This window comes from Tenacibaculum sp. MAR_2010_89 (genome assembly GCF_900105985.1).
Taxonomy (GTDB): Bacteria; Bacteroidota; Bacteroidia; order Flavobacteriales; family Flavobacteriaceae; genus Polaribacter; species Polaribacter halocynthiae.
Genome location: NZ_FNUB01000001.1, coordinates 40,324 through 56,412, shown reverse-complemented (window position 1 = coordinate 56,412; position 16,089 = coordinate 40,324). Strand labels below are relative to the sequence as shown.

The window sequence follows — 16,089 nt, the reverse complement described above, 5'->3', positions numbered from 1 at the left end:
CATCCGTTCATAGCTTTAGTTCCAGCTTTAGTAGGACATGCATCATCTTTATCAGCAATACCATCACCATCAGCATCAGGACAACCGTTTAAAGCAGCTAAACCAGCAACTTCTGGACATGCATCGTCAGAATCTTTGATTCCATCGCCATCAGCATCAGGACATCCGTTGAATTCTTTTAAACCAGCAACTTCTGGACATGCATCATCTTTGTCATAAACACCATCACCGTCAGTGTCTTTTCCTCCAAATTTGAAAACTAATCCTACAGAGTGTTGGAAGTGATCCTGAACTTTGTCAGAAAATTCTTTTTTACCACCAGATTGGAAGTTTAAACCTAAGTTTTCGTTAAACCAAGTGTTAAAACCTACACCTGCATTTAAAGTTCCTTCTCCTAAGTCTCCTAAGTTAGCATAACCACCACCTAAGTATACATAAGGGTCGAACCATGAAGTATCACCAAACAAATTGTTTAAGTCATATTTTACGCTTGCATCGATAGCCCAATAAAGCTCATCCATGTCGTTTTCAGCTCTAAAAGTTTCAATTTTGTTTAAAGAACCAGCTAATTGTAATGTAAATCCATCGTTTAAGTATCTGTCAACAGAAATTCTTGAAACTGAAGGTAAGATGTTCCAGTCGCTAGTACCGATGTAATCTTTAGCATAATCGCTAAATTCTGAAGGTATTCTAAAGTCAACAGCGTTAACTCCGAATCCAACTACCCATGGATTGTCTGAATCCTGTGCGCTTGCCGTTCCAATTGTTGCGAACGTAAACAAAGCCATCACAGCTAATTTTAAGTGTTTCATTATTAAAAATTTAAATTAAAAGTTCGTTTATATACAACGCAAATGTAAGTTGTTAAAACTTATTTACAAAAACAAATCTACAAAAACTTACAAGAAAAGCAAGTTTTTTTAGAGTATTATCTATATTACCTTTAGTTCTTTACCAATTTTGATAAATGCGTTTATTGCTTTATCTAGATGTTTTTTATCGTGGGCTGCAGAAAGCTGAACTCTTATGCGTGCCTGTTCTTTTGGTACTACTGGATAAAAGAATCCGATAACATATATACCTTCATCTAATAGTTTTTCAGACATTACTTGAGAAAGCTTTGCATCATAAAGCATTACTGGTACAATAGCAGCATCTGCACCTACTAAATCAAAACCAGCTTTTTCCATTTCGCTTCTGAAATAATTAGTGTTCCATTCTAATTTATCTCGTAAGGAAGTATCTTTAGATAATAAGTCAAATACTTTTAAAGAAGCTCCTACAATTGCAGGGGCTAAAGAGTTTGAAAATAGGTATGGACGGGAGCGTTGACGTAAAATTTCTATTACTTCTTTTTTTGCTGTAGTGTATCCACCCATTGCTCCACCAAGTGCTTTACCTAATGTACCAGTTACAATATCAACTCTACCTAAAACATTTTTTAATTCTAAGGTACCACGCCCTGTTTTACCAATAAAACCAGCAGCATGACATTCATCTACCATAACTAATGCATCGTATTTGTCAGCTAAATCACATATTTCATCTAATTTTGCAACAATTCCATCCATAGAAAACACACCATCTGTAACTATGATTTTAAATCTGTGGTTTTGCTTGTTAGCCTCTATAAGTTGTTCTTCTAAAGAAACCATATCATTATTATTATAACGATAACGAGCAGCTTTACATAAACGTACACCGTCTATAATTGAAGCATGATTTAAACTATCAGAAATAATTGCATCTTCTTTAGTTAGTAAAGGTTCAAAAACACCACCATTTGCATCAAAAGCGGCTGCATATAATATAGTATCTTCAGTTTGGTAGAATTCTGCTATTTTTTGTTCTAATTGTTTGTGTATATCTTGAGTACCACAAATAAATCGTACTGAAGACATTCCAAAGCCATGAGTGTCCATAACATCTTTTGCAGCTTGTATAACTTCAGGATTGTTTGATAAACCTAAATAATTGTTAGCACAGAAGTTTATAACTTCTTCTCCAGTTGAAACTTTAATTACTGCGTCTTGTGATGATGTAATAATACGTTCTGATTTATATAATCCAGCATCTTTAATATCTTGGATTTCTTTTTGTAAATGTTCTTTTATATTTCCGTACATGTTGTTTGTATTTAAAGTTTGTAAAGTTACAAAGTTTAAGTTTTTCGATTAAACTTCTTCAACCGAAATTTCTTCATTAATATATATGAGTAGTTTTTTTAAAATAGTAAAGTTCATTGATGTTAATACTTGTGAATATTTTAATAATTGTTGATGGTGTTTTTTTGAGGGAATACCTGTTTTGTAATCTATAATTGTTACTTGGTTGTTCTTGAAAACTAATCTGTCAGGAATTATGATTTGATTATCAATTGTCACTATTTCTCTTTCATTGTATATAATAGTATCCTCTGAAAAGAATTCTGATAGTTGAGGATGCTGAACAATTTTTTTTATGATACCTTCTATTTTCGGAATAGCATCTTTGTGTATTAATCCTTGATTATTATATGAGTCAATAACAGATTGAATATCTCTTTCATGATAAATTTCTGACATCATTTGATGAATAAGGTTTCCGTATTCAATAGCTTTTTGTTGTTTTGTATTCCAAAGTTTTGATGCACTTGCCAACATATATATATTATGGTCTTGCCATGGTGATGATATAAATCTTTCTTGAGTTTTTGATGTTGTTTTTTCTATGTTTCCTTTTTTACTAACTCTCTCTTTGGCGCCAAAAGTAAAAGTAGGTTCTTCATTACTCCAAACACCTATTTTTTTTAGGTAGTTGATGAAGAGACCAGAATAGTAATTAGTGTTTTCTCCCGTTTTGGTAATTCTTTTTTCTGTAATAATATGTAGTTGTTCTACTGATCTTGTAAGTGCGACGTAAAGTAGGTTTAAGTTGTCAAGTTCCAGCTCTTCTCTTTGTTGTTGGTATGTTTGTGTTCCTTTTTTACTAATAAAGTTTAAATCTTTATTAAATGGAATTAATAGTTCTTTAAATCCGTTAAAATTATTAGGGAGTTCGTTTAACCAAGTCTTTGGATTTATTTGGTTGTAAATATCTAAATCACAAGGAAATATTACAATTGGAAATTCTAGCCCTTTGGATTTGTGAATAGTCATTATTTGAACAGCATCAGAACTATCTGGTGCTACAATGCTTAAATTGTCTTTTTTGCGGTTCCAGAAATCTAAAAAATTTTGAATGTCTGTGCCTTTTCTTTGTTGTTCTAGAACAACATCTAGAAAAAATTGGATATAGGCGTCAGAAGTATTGGTTAAGTTAAACCCTCTTATAATTTCTTCTATTTTTTCATAAAAAGGTAGTTGATTAAAATACATACTATTGAAGTTTGTATTGTAATTTTTTAATTCTTCGAATAAAGAAAATGTAGATAGTTTTATGTGTTTAGCAATAAAAGCATGTTTGTCTTCATTGATGATTAAGTGATGATGTAAAAAATATAAAACTTCTAAAAAAGACTCTTTGTCTGATGGGTGTTGTATTACTTGAAGTATATCAATAATAAAGTTTACTTTATTGTTGTTTTTGAGTAATAAAGTTTCAGAAGAAACGATTGAGACATTGTTTTCAGATAGATAATTTGCAACAGCAATTCCATCACTTTTTTTACGAACAAGTACACATATTTCATGTAAAGAAAATTCAGTTCGTAGTTGTTTAATAGTTTCTAAAACTTTTTTAGGGTATTTTATATCGTTGTTATCTTTGTCTTCTAGTTTTTCTAGAAAAGAAATACTTATGTGTCCGCCTTTTTTTGAATTCTCTAATTGTTTGTTTCCTTCAATATATAATTGTTTGTATTTCTCATTTTGTAAAAAATTAGCTATATGCTGAAAAAAATCATTGTTAAAATTGATAATTTCGGAATAACTCCTGTAGTTAGTGTCTAAGGTCTTTATTATCTTTTTTATATGAAATGGATTTTTTGAATTTTCATTATCTGTTCCAAGATTAATGAATTGTTCAGCTTTTCCTCCTCTCCATCTATATATTGCTTGTTTTCCATCTCCAACTAAAAGTAGATTGCTTTTTTCTTGGGCTAATGCATTATTTATTAAGGGGATTAAGTTTTTCCATTGTAAAACAGATGTGTCTTGCATTTCATCAATGAAATAATGCATAAACCGTTGACCAATTCGTTCGTAAATAAATGGAGTAGGTTGATCTTTTATATTGGTTGATATTAGTTGATTGAATTCAGCGTTTAGTCGAATGTTATTGTCTTCTTTTATTTGATTTAACTCTGTGTTTATGTTATTCAGAACCGCTAAAGGAATGATGCTTTTTAATGCTAATTGAGAAAGTATAAGTTCTCCATAAATAGTTTTACTTTGGTAGTATAGATCAACCAATTTTGGAAGTATGCTCTCAATTGAATTAACAATTTCACTAGTTGCTGTTTTTGTGTAAAAGTTGTTTTGTTCAATAGCTTTTTCTATTGTTTCACTTCGTTTTTTATAATCAAACTTAGAGTTGAACTCACTTAAGTCTTTTAAAAATTTAGGAAAAGTAGCGCGTGTAAAGTTTTTGGGTTCTAAACCTTCACGGTCAATAATACTTAATGCATCTTTTCCAGTTTTTTTTATTTTTACTAATAATTCTTTTTTACTTGTTGATAATGTGTTTTTTAGGTTGTTGAAATCTTCAAGTGTTTTTGTAGATAGTTCTTTAAAGTGTTTTGCGTCGTCTTCGTTTAGTAGAATTTTTGAGATATCATTAAGCTCTCTAGAGATATCCCAAGACTTATCATCATCCGTTTTGTCAAGAGAAAATTGAATAAGAAGTTTGGTGATATCTTTGTCTGTTCCAATTTTTGAAATAAGAACATCTACTGCTTCACTTAATAAAGAAATGGCGTCCATTTCTACTTCGAAATTTAATGATAGTCCTAAATCAAAAGCAAAACTTTTAATTATTTTGTGAGTAAAGCTGTCAATTGTTGTTATTGAGAAGGCTGCATAATTTTGTAAAATAGTATCTATTATTTTTTTACTACGCTTTTTAATGATTTTTTTATCGACAGAGGTTTCTTTTAATATGGCTTTTAATAAATCATTTTCTGCTCCTTCAGAAAAAACTTGTAAATTTTCTAATACACGTTCTTTCATTTCTCCAGCTGCTTTATTGGTAAAAGTGATGGCTAGTATTTTTTGGAAATGAAAAATGTCTTCTGATTGTAAAAGTACTTTAAGGTATTCTTTAACTAATGTAAAAGTTTTTCCACTTCCAGCTGAAGCATTATATATCTCAAAGCTTGAAGGTGTTTGCACGAGGTTTCTAATTTAATGCAAAGTAGTTTTTTTTATGCCAAGCGACAAGTAAAAAAGTTGGTAGAATGTTCAAAAAATTATTAGCCTCTAAATAGAAAGAAATCATTTTTCATTGATTCTATTTCGGTGTCATCATTAGTTATAATATAATTAATTGCTTTTTCTGTAAATAGCTTTCCTTTTGGAGTAAGTGAAATAATTTTTTTATTAATAGTAATCATGTTGTTTTTCTCCGCCAACTCTACAATTAATTTTGATTTAAGTTTGTGCCAGTTAATGTGTTCATTTAAATGATTTATGTGTCTCTCTTTTTCATCTGAATGATTGTTAAGATGTAGTAAAAAAGTAAGAAGTTGAACTTCCTTTTGTTGTTGTTTATTTCTGTACAATACGGAGATTAGTCCCTTATTTGGGGCGAATAAATAAACAATTAAAAATACTAAACCTAACATTGTTGTCATAGAGCCAGAAATAGAAGCGTCTAACAAGTGTGCTACCCAGTACCCTGATATGGCTGAAAAAACTCCAAATGTTATAGAAAGAGTTAGCATTTTTTTTAAATCGTTTGTAAGTAAATATGCAGTTGCTGCTGGAGCTATCATTAAAGCTACTACTAAAATAGCACCAACAGCATCAAATGCTCCTACCGTAGTTATTGAGGCTATACTCATTAATCCATAGTGAATAACAGCAGGGGAGAAACCAAGGGCAGTTGCTAGTCCAGTGTCAAAAGTGCTAATTTTTAATTCTTTAAAAAAGGTAATTACAAGTGTGGTTGTTATTAGCAAGATGGTTCCAATTACCCATATTGATTTAGGACCTAAATCTGTACCGTTAATTAGAAGTCGATCGAAAGGAGCAAATGCCAATTCTCCAAGTAAAACTGCATCAACATCTAAATGTACGTCATTAGCATTTTTAGCAATTAGAATTACTCCAATACTAAATAGGGCAGGGAAAACGAGTCCGATTGCAGTGTCTTCTTTAACTAATTTGGTTCTTTGAATGTACTCTACTAGAACAACTGTTAAAATACCAGATAAAGCACCCATTAGAATTAGTAGAGGAGAATTTAAATCGTGTGTAATAAAAAAACCTATAACTAAACCAGGAAGTATAGAGTGGCTGATGGCATCACTAATTAATGCCATTTTTCGTAATACTAAAAAAGTACCTGGAATTGCACAGGCTATAGCTACTATACTTGCTATTAATTGTATTTCTGTTTGAGCACTACTCATTTTTTAAGTTTTGATTGTACAGGTTACCAGCAAATTGAAATCCTTTTTCTGTCATGGACCACATTTTTCCGTTTACATTAATGTAATCTCTTTCTTCTAGTTTTTTTAAGGTATTTCTAGTGTACCCTTGAAAATTATTTAAAATTTTTACTGCATGTGGATGTGATTTGTCTTCGTGAGTTTTAACAATGTCAAACATAAAAGATAATGTTTTGTGCAGTTTTAGATCACGTCTGTTCTTTAAAAGTCGAATTTGACGAAAAAGAAGCCCTCGTGAAGGTGAAAAGATAAAAGAAAAAACAACAAAAATAGCAGCGACAAGTACTATAACAGGTCCGGTTGATAAATTTGATTGACTAGCGCTAATTCCTGTTCCTATAACACCAGAAAAAGCACCAAATATGGCAGCAAGAATAACCATGATACTTAGTTTGTTGGTCCATTGTCGAGCAGCAGCAGCTGGAGCTAATAACATAGCGCTCATTAAAACAACTCCTACGGTTTGAAGACCTAAAACAATTGCTAATACTATAAAGGTTGTGATTAGCATATCTATAGCTTTTATGTTAAAACCTAATGTTTTGGCATAATCAGCATCAAATAATAAGATTTTAAACTCTTTCCAAAAAAGAAATAATATAATTAAGCAAACTCCAGTTACTATTGCCATAAACCATACATCGTTAATTAGTAAGGTAGCGGCTTGTCCGAATAGAAATTTATCTAAACCTGATTGGTTTGCATTTGGTTGTTTTTGGATAAATGTTAAAAGTAACATACCGAAACCGAAAAAAACGGAGAGTATTAAGCCCAACGCAGTATCGGTTTTTAAGTGAGTGTTTTTAACTATGCCTCGAATCCAGAAAGCACCAATAAGTCCACTAATTAATGCTCCTAATAATAATATGTAAGTATCTTTAGTGCCAGTAATTAAAAAAGCAATAGCGATACCAGGTAGAGAGGCATGAGATATGGCATCACCTAATAAACTTTGTTTTCTTAATACAGCAAAACTTCCTAACATCCCACATATTGCACCAAGAATTGCAGTTCCAATTGTAATAGTACGGAGCGTGTAGTCTGAAAAGATAAGTTTAAAATATTCTTGTAAATCCATTATTGTTGTACACTTACTTTGTAGTTTATGCCGTATGTTTTGGTTAGGTTATTATCGTTAAAAATTTCTTTAACTGGCCCAGTTGCTATTTTTTTTACATTTAAAAAAGTAACCCAGTCAAAATATTCAGGAACTGTTTGAAGGTCATGATGAACTACAATTACAGTTTTACCAGCTTTTCTTAATTCTTTTAAAATGTTAATTATAGCTATTTCAGTGGTAGCGTCTACACCTTGAAAAGGCTCATCCATAAAATATATTGATGCATTTTGAGCTAAAGCACGAGCCAAAAATACACGTTGTTGTTGCCCTCCTGAAAGTTGAGAAATCTGTCTGTTTTTAAAAGCTAACATCCCTACTTTTTCTAGAGCTTCTAGGGCTGTTTTTTTTTGTTTTTTACCAGGGCGTTTTATCCATCCTAGAGTGCCATATGTGCCCATCATAACTACATCTAGAGCAGTTGTAGGAAAATCCCAGTCAACACTTCCTTTTTGAGGAACGTAGGCAACTAGTTTTCGTTGTTTATTATAAGGTTTTCCATAAATTGTAACGCTACCAGCAATAGGATTTATAATTCCTAAAATTGATTTTATTAATGTTGATTTACCAGCTCCGTTGGGACCTACAATAGCCATTAAAACTCCTTCTGGAATAGCTAAATCAATATCCCATAAAACAGGTTTGTAGTTGTAGGCTACAGTTAAATCATCTATAGTTACTGCGTATTTTGTTTTCATTTTATTTTAGTGCGTCAACAATGATGTTAACATTATGGTTGTACATACCTGTATAAGTTCCTTCAATAGTTCCTTTGTTACCCAATGCATCAGAATATAGGGTTCCACCAATTAAAACTTGATGACCTTGTGCATTTACTGCTTCTTGTAGGGCTTCAATAGTTCTTTTAGGAACAGAGCTTTCTACAAAAATTGCTTTTATTTTATTGTTAATGATGAATTTTGCTAGTTTTTGAACATCTTGAACACCAGCCTCAGTAGCTGTTGATAAACCCTGTAAGCCAACGACATTAAATTTATGTTGTTTTCCAAAATAATTAAAAGCATCATGAGCAGTTACTAGTACTCTTTTGTTTTCAGGTAATTCGTTGATTTTTGAATTGATTTGAGTGTTTAATTTTTTTAGTTTTATTAAATACTGTTGTGTGTTTTTCTTATAAATAAGCTCATTTTTAGGGTCTAAATTGATTAGTTTTTTAGATATGTAAGAAGTGATTTTAGACCAATTATTAATATCAAACCAAATGTGAGGGTCGTAATTTGAAGCAAAATTTTCAGATTCAATTAAGTTTTTTTTACTTATGGTGTCTGAAGCAACTATAATTTTTTTGTTTTGATGTTTCATTTTTTCAAAAACTTCTTCAAGTTTTCCTTCTAAATGTAGTCCATTATAAATTATTATATCAGCATTGAATAATTTTGATACATCTCCTTCACTTGCTTTGTATAAATGAGGATCAACACCAGAGCCCATAAGGCCATTAATATTTACCTGATTACCACCTATGTTTTTTACCAGGTCAGTAATCATTGTTGTGGTAGTAACAATATTTAATTTACCGTTTTCTTTTGTTGTTTTTTTATTACAACTTATCATTATTACAATAATAAGTAGGATTGTAATTTTTTTCATTTTAATGTTTTTGAATATATATATTATTAGCAACCTTGTTAGATATTGTAATTGCTTGACCATTTATTTTTATTTGTAAAGATTCATCAAATGGTTCTTTTTCTATAATTTCTATTTCTTTACCTAGGGCAATTCCTTGTTTGTCTAAAAATTTTAAAAACTTAGAAGAGCTATCATCTACACCAACACAAATACCAATTTCTCCTTTTTGTAAGGTTGATAATAAACTCTTTTCAATGGTTTGTAAATTACCATCTTTATCAGGTATTGGGTCACCATGAGGATCTCTTTTTGGGTAATCAAGAAGAGCATCTAATTCGTTTATTAGTTTTGGAGATTTAATATGTTCTAATTGTTCAGCTACTTCATGTACTTCATCCCAGGAGAAGTTTAATTTCTCTACCAAGAATACTTCCCACAAACGGTGTTTACGTATAATGTTAGCGGCAGTTTTTTTGCCAAAGTCAGTTAACGTAACTCCTTGGTATTTTTTATAGATAACAACTTTTTTTTCAGAAAGTTTTTTTATCATGTCTGTTACTGAAGAAGCTTTTGTTTCTAGTTTTTTTGCAATAGCATTAGTACTGATCCCTTTTGAGGAGATGCTGTCTAGGTGATAAATTGCTTTGATATAATTTTCTTCGGTTTGACTAAACATAAATCTATTGTATTCAGGTACAAATATACAGATTTTGTTTTATGTAAACATATTTTTAGATTAATCTAAAAATTATTTTAACTTTGCAAAAAAAACAAAAATGTCGCAGAGGTATATCATTATTGCTACTTAGTTGCAATAATGATATATTTGCAAAAACATTACTTTATAATGAGAAAAAAAATAATTCTTTCAGTATTTTTATTTTTACAAATAACGTACTCAATTTTTAGTCAGACGTTATCGGGGAAAATAACATTCGAAAATAAACCTGTTCCATTTGCTTTTGTATATGTAAAAGGAGGAACTTATGGAGTAACTGCCAATGAAAAAGGGTATTATGAGTTAAATCTTCCAGCGGGTAAAATCACGATCCAAGTGAGTTCGCAAGGATTCAGAAAAGTATCCAAAGAAATAATAACTAAAAACAATGAAAAATTAAATTTAAACATTGAATTATTTGAAGATGTTTTAGGTTTAGACGAAGTGGTTATTAGTGCTACAAGAAACAGAGTAGAACGTAAAGAAACTCCTGTTGTTGTTTCAACAATAAAACCTCGTTTACTAACTGCAACTCAATCTGCTTCAATGGCAGACGGTTTAAATTATGCACCTGGTGTTCGAGTTGAAACTAACTGTCAAAACTGTGGTTTTACACAGGTTCGTTTAAATGGGTTAGATGGTGGCTACACACAAGTTTTATTGAATAGTAGACCTGTTTTTACATCACTAATAGGTGTATATGGTTTAGAGCAAATACCAACTAATATTATTGAACGAATTGAAGTTGTTAGAAGTGGAGGTTCTGCTTTATACGGTTCTAGTGCTATAGCGGGAACGGTAAACGTTATTACTAAAGATCCTGTTTTAAACACCTGGGAAATTGGATCTAATTTTGCCTTCATTGATGGTAAAGCACTCGATAGAACATTAACATTTAATACTTCTGTAGTTGCTGACGATTTGAATAGTGGTATCTCATTATTTGGAATGAACAGAAATCGTGAAAGTCTTGATGTAAACGGTGATGGTTTTACAGAATTAGTAAAGTTAAAAAATACAACTGTAGGAGCTAAAGCCTTTGTAAAACCAACTGAAAAAAGTAGAATTTCTATGAATTTGAATTCTATTAAAGAATACAGACGTGGTGGGAATAAGTTAAATCTTGCTCCTCAATTTACAGATATTACTGAAGAATTAGATCATGATACTTTTATTGGTGGTATAGATTATGAAGTGTATACTAAAGATAATTCTGGTAAATTTCAAATTTACACTTCTATGTCTAACACCGATAGAGGCAGTTATTATGGTGGTCTTGGTGGTGGAATAACTAAACAAGACAGTATTTTAGCAAACAATGCTTTTGGAACTACCAAAGATTTAGCTTGGGTTAATGGTTTACAATTTACAAAATCACTTAAAAGTAAAGATGTTTTAACTGTAGGGGCAGAATACAATTTTACCTCTACCAAAGATGAAATAGTAGGTTACAATCGCTTGGTAGATCAATCTGTAAAATCGTTTGGTGTTTATGGGCAATATGAGTGGAAAGCGTCGGAAAAATTTACAGCTCTGATTGGTGCTCGTTTGGATAATGTAAATATAGATGGAAATTATACCATTGGTACTATTGCAAGAAATATTGATGTGAGTCAAACAACTTTTTCACCAAGATTAACCATTTCATATCAATTTACTGATGCGCTAAAATTTAGAGGTGGTTACGCAAGAGGTTTTAGAGCGCCACAAGCATTTAATGAAGATGTTCATATCTCTAGTGTAGGTGGGGAGCCTCAATTTGTAATTCTTTCTGATGATTTAAAAACTGAGTTTTCCAATGCTTATACTGGTTCTTTAAATTTTTCTAAAAACATTAATCTATTACAATTGGATTTCTTGTTAGAAGGTTTTTATACAACATTAAAAAATCCTTTTACATTGGTAAGTACTGGTTCTACATTACCAAATGGTTCTATAGTAGAAGAAGTAAGGAATGGTTCAGGAGCTAAAGTTTATGGAGTCAATTTTGAATTTGGAATTTCTCCAAATCCTAAGTGGCAATTTCAGCTAGGAGGAACTTTACAAGAATCTAAATATGACGACCCTCAGGTTTTATTTGAAACTAATGGAGTTTCAGGAGAGCCTGATATTACCGTTAATGAGTTTGTAAGAAACCCAAATTTTTATGGATACTTAAACACCGCATGGATTCCAAGCGAAAAATTTAATGTCGACCTTACAGGAACATATACTGGTGGGATGACAGTTCCAAGGGTGATTAGTGATACGGGATTCTTACAATTAAACGAAGTAACAGATTTCTTTGATTTGAATTTAAAGTTAGAATCTCATATTGATTTCAATGATAATTTTATGACCACCATTTCTGCGGGTGTAAAAAACATGTTTAATGCTTATCAGGATGATTTTGATACTGGAGCAACAAGAGATTCGGATTATATTTACGGTCCGAGTGCGCCAAGAACATTTTTTATTGGTATAAAATTTGGTAAATTTCATTAGATGAAACTTTTTAAAAAGAACATATTATTTCTTTTTTTCTTTGGATGTTTTGCTTTTACAGCTATCGCGCAGCAAAAGCAGAATATTAATTGGATTTCTTTTGAACAGTTAGATGATTCTTTGGCAGTTAAACCCAAAAAAGTATTCATTTCATTTTATACAAATTGGTGTGCCTACTGTAAAAAAATGAACAAAGTTGCTTTTAAAAACCCAGAAGTAATTGCTCTTTTAAATTCAGAATATTATGCTGTTAAAATGGATGCTGAATCCAAAAAAAATATAACGTTTGAAAGAGCAGAGTATATTAATGAAGAGGTAGGAAAGAATAGGCAGCCAATACATCAAATCCCATTATTACTGGCATCTAGAAAAAACAAAACTTTTTCATTACCAGCAACAGTAATTTTAAATAAAACATTTAAAATTACAAAACGACATTTTGAATATTTATCTACCAAGAAAATGTTGAAATTTTTAAAAAATTAAATACACCTCAAGTTCTACACTAAACTAAGTATTTCAAAATGCTTAAAGTCATTTATAAAGTAAGAAAATTGTAAAAAAAGAAAGCCTTAAAAATGAGCTTTCTTTTTTAGTGATATAAAATTAATGCATTCGTAACATTACACTGTTGTGTTAACATTAAATAAACATTCTAATAATACAACAATAATTTACAGGTAACATTAGCTTTACAAGATTGCTCCACTTTTGCAGGATAAATAAACAGAATTTAAAGTTAGAATGAAAAAATTATTGTTTGTAGCTTTTTTAAGCTTATGTAATTTAGCCTTTTCACAAAGCAAAGGAACTGTATCAGGAACCGTTACAGATAAAGAAATGAACGGTGAGCCTTTACCTTTTGCTAGTGTATATATTAAAGGTACATCAATTGGGGGGACAACAGATATTGATGGGAAGTATTCTATTAGCGTACCAGCAGGAAATAAAATTCTTGTTTTTAGTTTTGTAGGATATGAAACTGTAGAAAAAGCAATTGTTGTTAAGGCTAATCAAACTATTGTAGTTAATCAAGAACTTGGTCCAAACGAAGGAGTTGCTTTAGATAATGTAATTATAAATGCAACAGTTAGTAAAGAGAAAGAAAGTGCTTTACTTTTAAAACAAAAGAAAGCTACAGTAATTAAAGAAAGTATTGGAGCATTAGAATTAGCTAAAAGAGGAGTTTCTGATGCAGCTACAGCTACTACTAAAATTTCAGGGGTAACTAAAAGTGAGGGAACAGGTAATATATATATTCGTGGTTTAGGAGATAGGTATTTATCTACTACAATGAATGGTTTACCAGTTCCATCTGATGATATTGCTAATAAGAATATTGATTTAGGATTATTTTCAACTAATGTAATTAGTAATGTTGAAATTAGTAAAACATACAATACATCAAGTTATACAGATCAAGCTTCAGGTAATGTAAATGTTGTTACTAAAGAATTTTCTAAAAATGGATTTTCATTAAGTTTAAGCGGTGGAGCAAATACAAATGCTTTAGATGTTGATAATTTTAGAAGAACTGTTATTAGTGATGATGTTACTTTTGGATTTCACAAAAAGAAATACGCTTTATTAAATCAATTAACTTTACAAGGATGGGATACTAAAGAGGCTAGTACACCTATTAACTATAGTTTTTCTTTGTCAGGAGCTAAGAAGTTTGAGTTATTTGGAAAGAAATGGAGAGTTTTAGCTTCAGCTTCTCATTCTAAATCAAATGAATATAGAAGTGGTTTGTTTAGAAGTTTTAGAGCAAATGTTTTAAATACATCTTTTTCTGAAAGTGGAGGTGATGTAGAAAACTTTATGGCAAGAACAAACAGTACTGGGTATATTAGAGTTGCTGTAAAATTAAACGATAATAATAAATTAAAGTATAATACTCTTTTTGTAAACAAAGGGGTAGATAACTTATATGAGCAAGGTAGAAGTGGAAAAGGATATGTTTTTGATCAAGATCCACAAGAAAATGGAGCTTTTGTTAGAGATCAAAACTTTAAACAAACTACTATGTTTGTTAACCAATTAATGGGTGAGCATAAGTGGAATGAAAACAATACTTTAAACTGGGCAACTGGTTATAATTTTGTATTAGCTGAAGAGCCAAACAGAATTAGAAATGAAGTAAATATTTTAGATGTTGATAACAGTTCTTTAATAGAGTTTGCTAGTGTTGGAGATTATCAACAAAGAAAAACAAGTCAAAAAATTGAAGATAAAGAGTATAATGCTTTTATTGAAAACAAGTGGGCTTTAGGTTTTGCAAAAGAAGACGAAGCAAAGCCGTATAAGTTAAACTATGGTTTAAATTTTCGTAAAAAAGAAAGAAGTTTTAGATCTTCTTTTAAAGGTTTTAGAGCAAGAGGTGTAAGAGCTGCTTCTATAGATGAATTATCATCAATACTTCAATTAGGAGAAAGTGCAGGATTAACTTTGAGAGAACAATTACCAGATGCTTATAAAGGTGAGTTTTTAGCTTTAGCAGGTTACACAAATTTTGATTTTAAATTTGATAATAAATTATCTGGTAATATCGGATTAAGATTTGAAAGAGATGAAATTGATGTAGTATGGAATGTAGGTAACTATATTAGTCCAGAGGGTGTTAATAGATATGGTAGTGCAAATAAAGTATACTCTAGTTTATTTCCTAGTGTAAATTTAAAATATGAGTTAGACGAAAAAAACTTTATTCGATTTGCTTCTAGTATCACACAAACTTTACCAGAATTTAAAGAGTTAGCTCCATTTGGATATGTATCTCCTTCAGGTCGTGTTATTTTAGGAAATGAGAATCTTGAAAAATCAGATGTGTATAATTTAGATTTAAAATGGGAATTATTTCCATCTAGGTCAGAGTTAATTTCAGCTACAGCTTTCCATAAACAAATTAAAAACCCAATAAACTTAGTAATGACAAGAGGTTCTTCAGGATACTTCAGTTATTTTAATACAGGTGAAAAAGCAGATATTTATGGTGTTGAATTAGAAGGTAAAATGAATATCATTAACAATGAAGATGATAAAAGTATATTAAGTGCTACTGGTAATATTACTAAAATGTGGTTTAACCAAGATCTTTTACCAAATTTCCAATATAAAGATAAAGTAAAGTCTGATCTTCAAGGAGCTTCTGATTTAATCCTTAATGGATCTTTAAGTTATAATAATAGAAAAGAGAATGAATTTATAGCTACGTTAACAGGTAATTATTCATCAGATAAAATTTTCGCATTAGGTGTGCCTGAAGATTTTGCTGAAAGAGCTACTATATATAATGATGAGATTATAGAGAAAGGATTTTTTACACTTGATTTAGTGTTAAGTAAAAAGTTAACAAAGAACTTAGCTATTAAATTAGTTGGTAGAAACTTGCTAGATCCTAAAATTGAACAAACTCAATTAGTTAGAAACTTAAATACAGGAATTGAAACTAATGAAACAGTTAGTCTTTATAAAAAAGGTAGAAACGTATCATTTAGTTTAAGCTATAAATTTTAGTCAGTTAACTTAAAATTAAAGTTAGCAGATTTTCATAACGAATAATTAATATTCTGTTAAATCAAATAAAAG

11 protein-coding genes are annotated in these 16,089 nt (G+C 30.5%); 3 read left to right on the top strand and 8 right to left on the bottom strand.

The genetic code is table 11. From position 1 onward, the window contains the following. From BLV71_RS00240 to BLV71_RS00205, 8 genes are all read right to left on the bottom strand, one after another. Positions 1-812: thrombospondin type 3 repeat-containing protein (locus tag BLV71_RS00240; protein WP_176974316.1), on the bottom strand; the 812-nt coding region annotated here is incomplete at its 3' end. 120 nt (positions 813-932) lie between these two features. Then, positions 933-2,126, bottom strand: coding sequence for a glycine C-acetyltransferase (gene kbl / locus BLV71_RS00235; RefSeq protein WP_093868616.1), 1,194 nt, complete (start codon positions 2,124-2,126; stop codon positions 933-935). A 48-nt stretch (positions 2,127-2,174) separates the two neighbouring features. Then, positions 2,175-5,309 carry a UvrD-helicase domain-containing protein gene (locus BLV71_RS00230; RefSeq protein ID WP_093868615.1) on the bottom strand — a complete coding sequence of 1,045 codons (3,135 nt, stop codon included), beginning with the start codon at positions 5,307-5,309 and terminating at the stop codon, positions 2,175-2,177. Positions 5,310-5,389: 80 nt separating this feature from the next. Continuing rightward, the gene (locus BLV71_RS00225; protein ID WP_093868614.1) at positions 5,390-6,550 is read right to left on the bottom strand and encodes a metal ABC transporter permease; all 1,161 of its coding nucleotides are present in this window, start codon (positions 6,548-6,550) and stop codon (positions 5,390-5,392) included. Next, positions 6,543-7,667: a metal ABC transporter permease gene (locus tag BLV71_RS00220; protein WP_093868613.1), complete on the bottom strand. Its 1,125-nt coding sequence runs from the start codon at positions 7,665-7,667 to the stop codon at positions 6,543-6,545. The genes BLV71_RS00225 and BLV71_RS00220 overlap by 8 nt, the downstream gene beginning before the upstream one ends. Then, complete coding sequence (locus tag BLV71_RS00215; protein WP_093868612.1) at positions 7,667-8,404, bottom strand: metal ABC transporter ATP-binding protein; 738 nt, start codon at positions 8,402-8,404, stop codon at positions 7,667-7,669. Before BLV71_RS00215 ends, BLV71_RS00220 begins: the two co-directional genes overlap by 1 nt. 1 nt (position 8,405) lies before the next feature. Further along, positions 8,406-9,317, bottom strand: a complete 912-nt coding sequence (locus BLV71_RS00210; RefSeq protein WP_093868611.1) for a metal ABC transporter solute-binding protein, Zn/Mn family — start codon at positions 9,315-9,317, stop codon at positions 8,406-8,408. 1 nt (position 9,318) lies between these two features. Continuing rightward, the gene (locus BLV71_RS00205; RefSeq protein ID WP_093868610.1) at positions 9,319-9,975 is read right to left on the bottom strand and encodes a metal-dependent transcriptional regulator; all 657 of its coding nucleotides are present in this window, start codon (positions 9,973-9,975) and stop codon (positions 9,319-9,321) included. A 171-nt stretch (positions 9,976-10,146) separates the two neighbouring features. On the opposite strand from BLV71_RS00205, the gene BLV71_RS00200 reads away from it, so the two are divergent. The 3 genes from BLV71_RS00200 (at position 10,147) to BLV71_RS00190 (ending at position 16,017) form a co-directional block, all read left to right on the top strand. Beyond that, on the top strand, positions 10,147-12,501 hold the full coding sequence (locus BLV71_RS00200; protein ID WP_093868609.1) for a TonB-dependent receptor: 2,355 nt from the start codon (positions 10,147-10,149) through the stop codon (positions 12,499-12,501). Then, positions 12,502-12,987 carry a thioredoxin family protein gene (locus tag BLV71_RS00195; RefSeq protein WP_093868608.1) on the top strand — a complete coding sequence of 162 codons (486 nt, stop codon included), beginning with the start codon at positions 12,502-12,504 and terminating at the stop codon, positions 12,985-12,987. Positions 12,988-13,245: 258 nt separating this feature from the next. Next, a complete protein-coding gene (locus BLV71_RS00190) occupies positions 13,246-16,017 on the top strand; it encodes a TonB-dependent receptor (protein WP_093868607.1) in 2,772 nt (923 codons plus the stop codon). Positions 16,018-16,089: the final 72 nt, after the last annotated feature.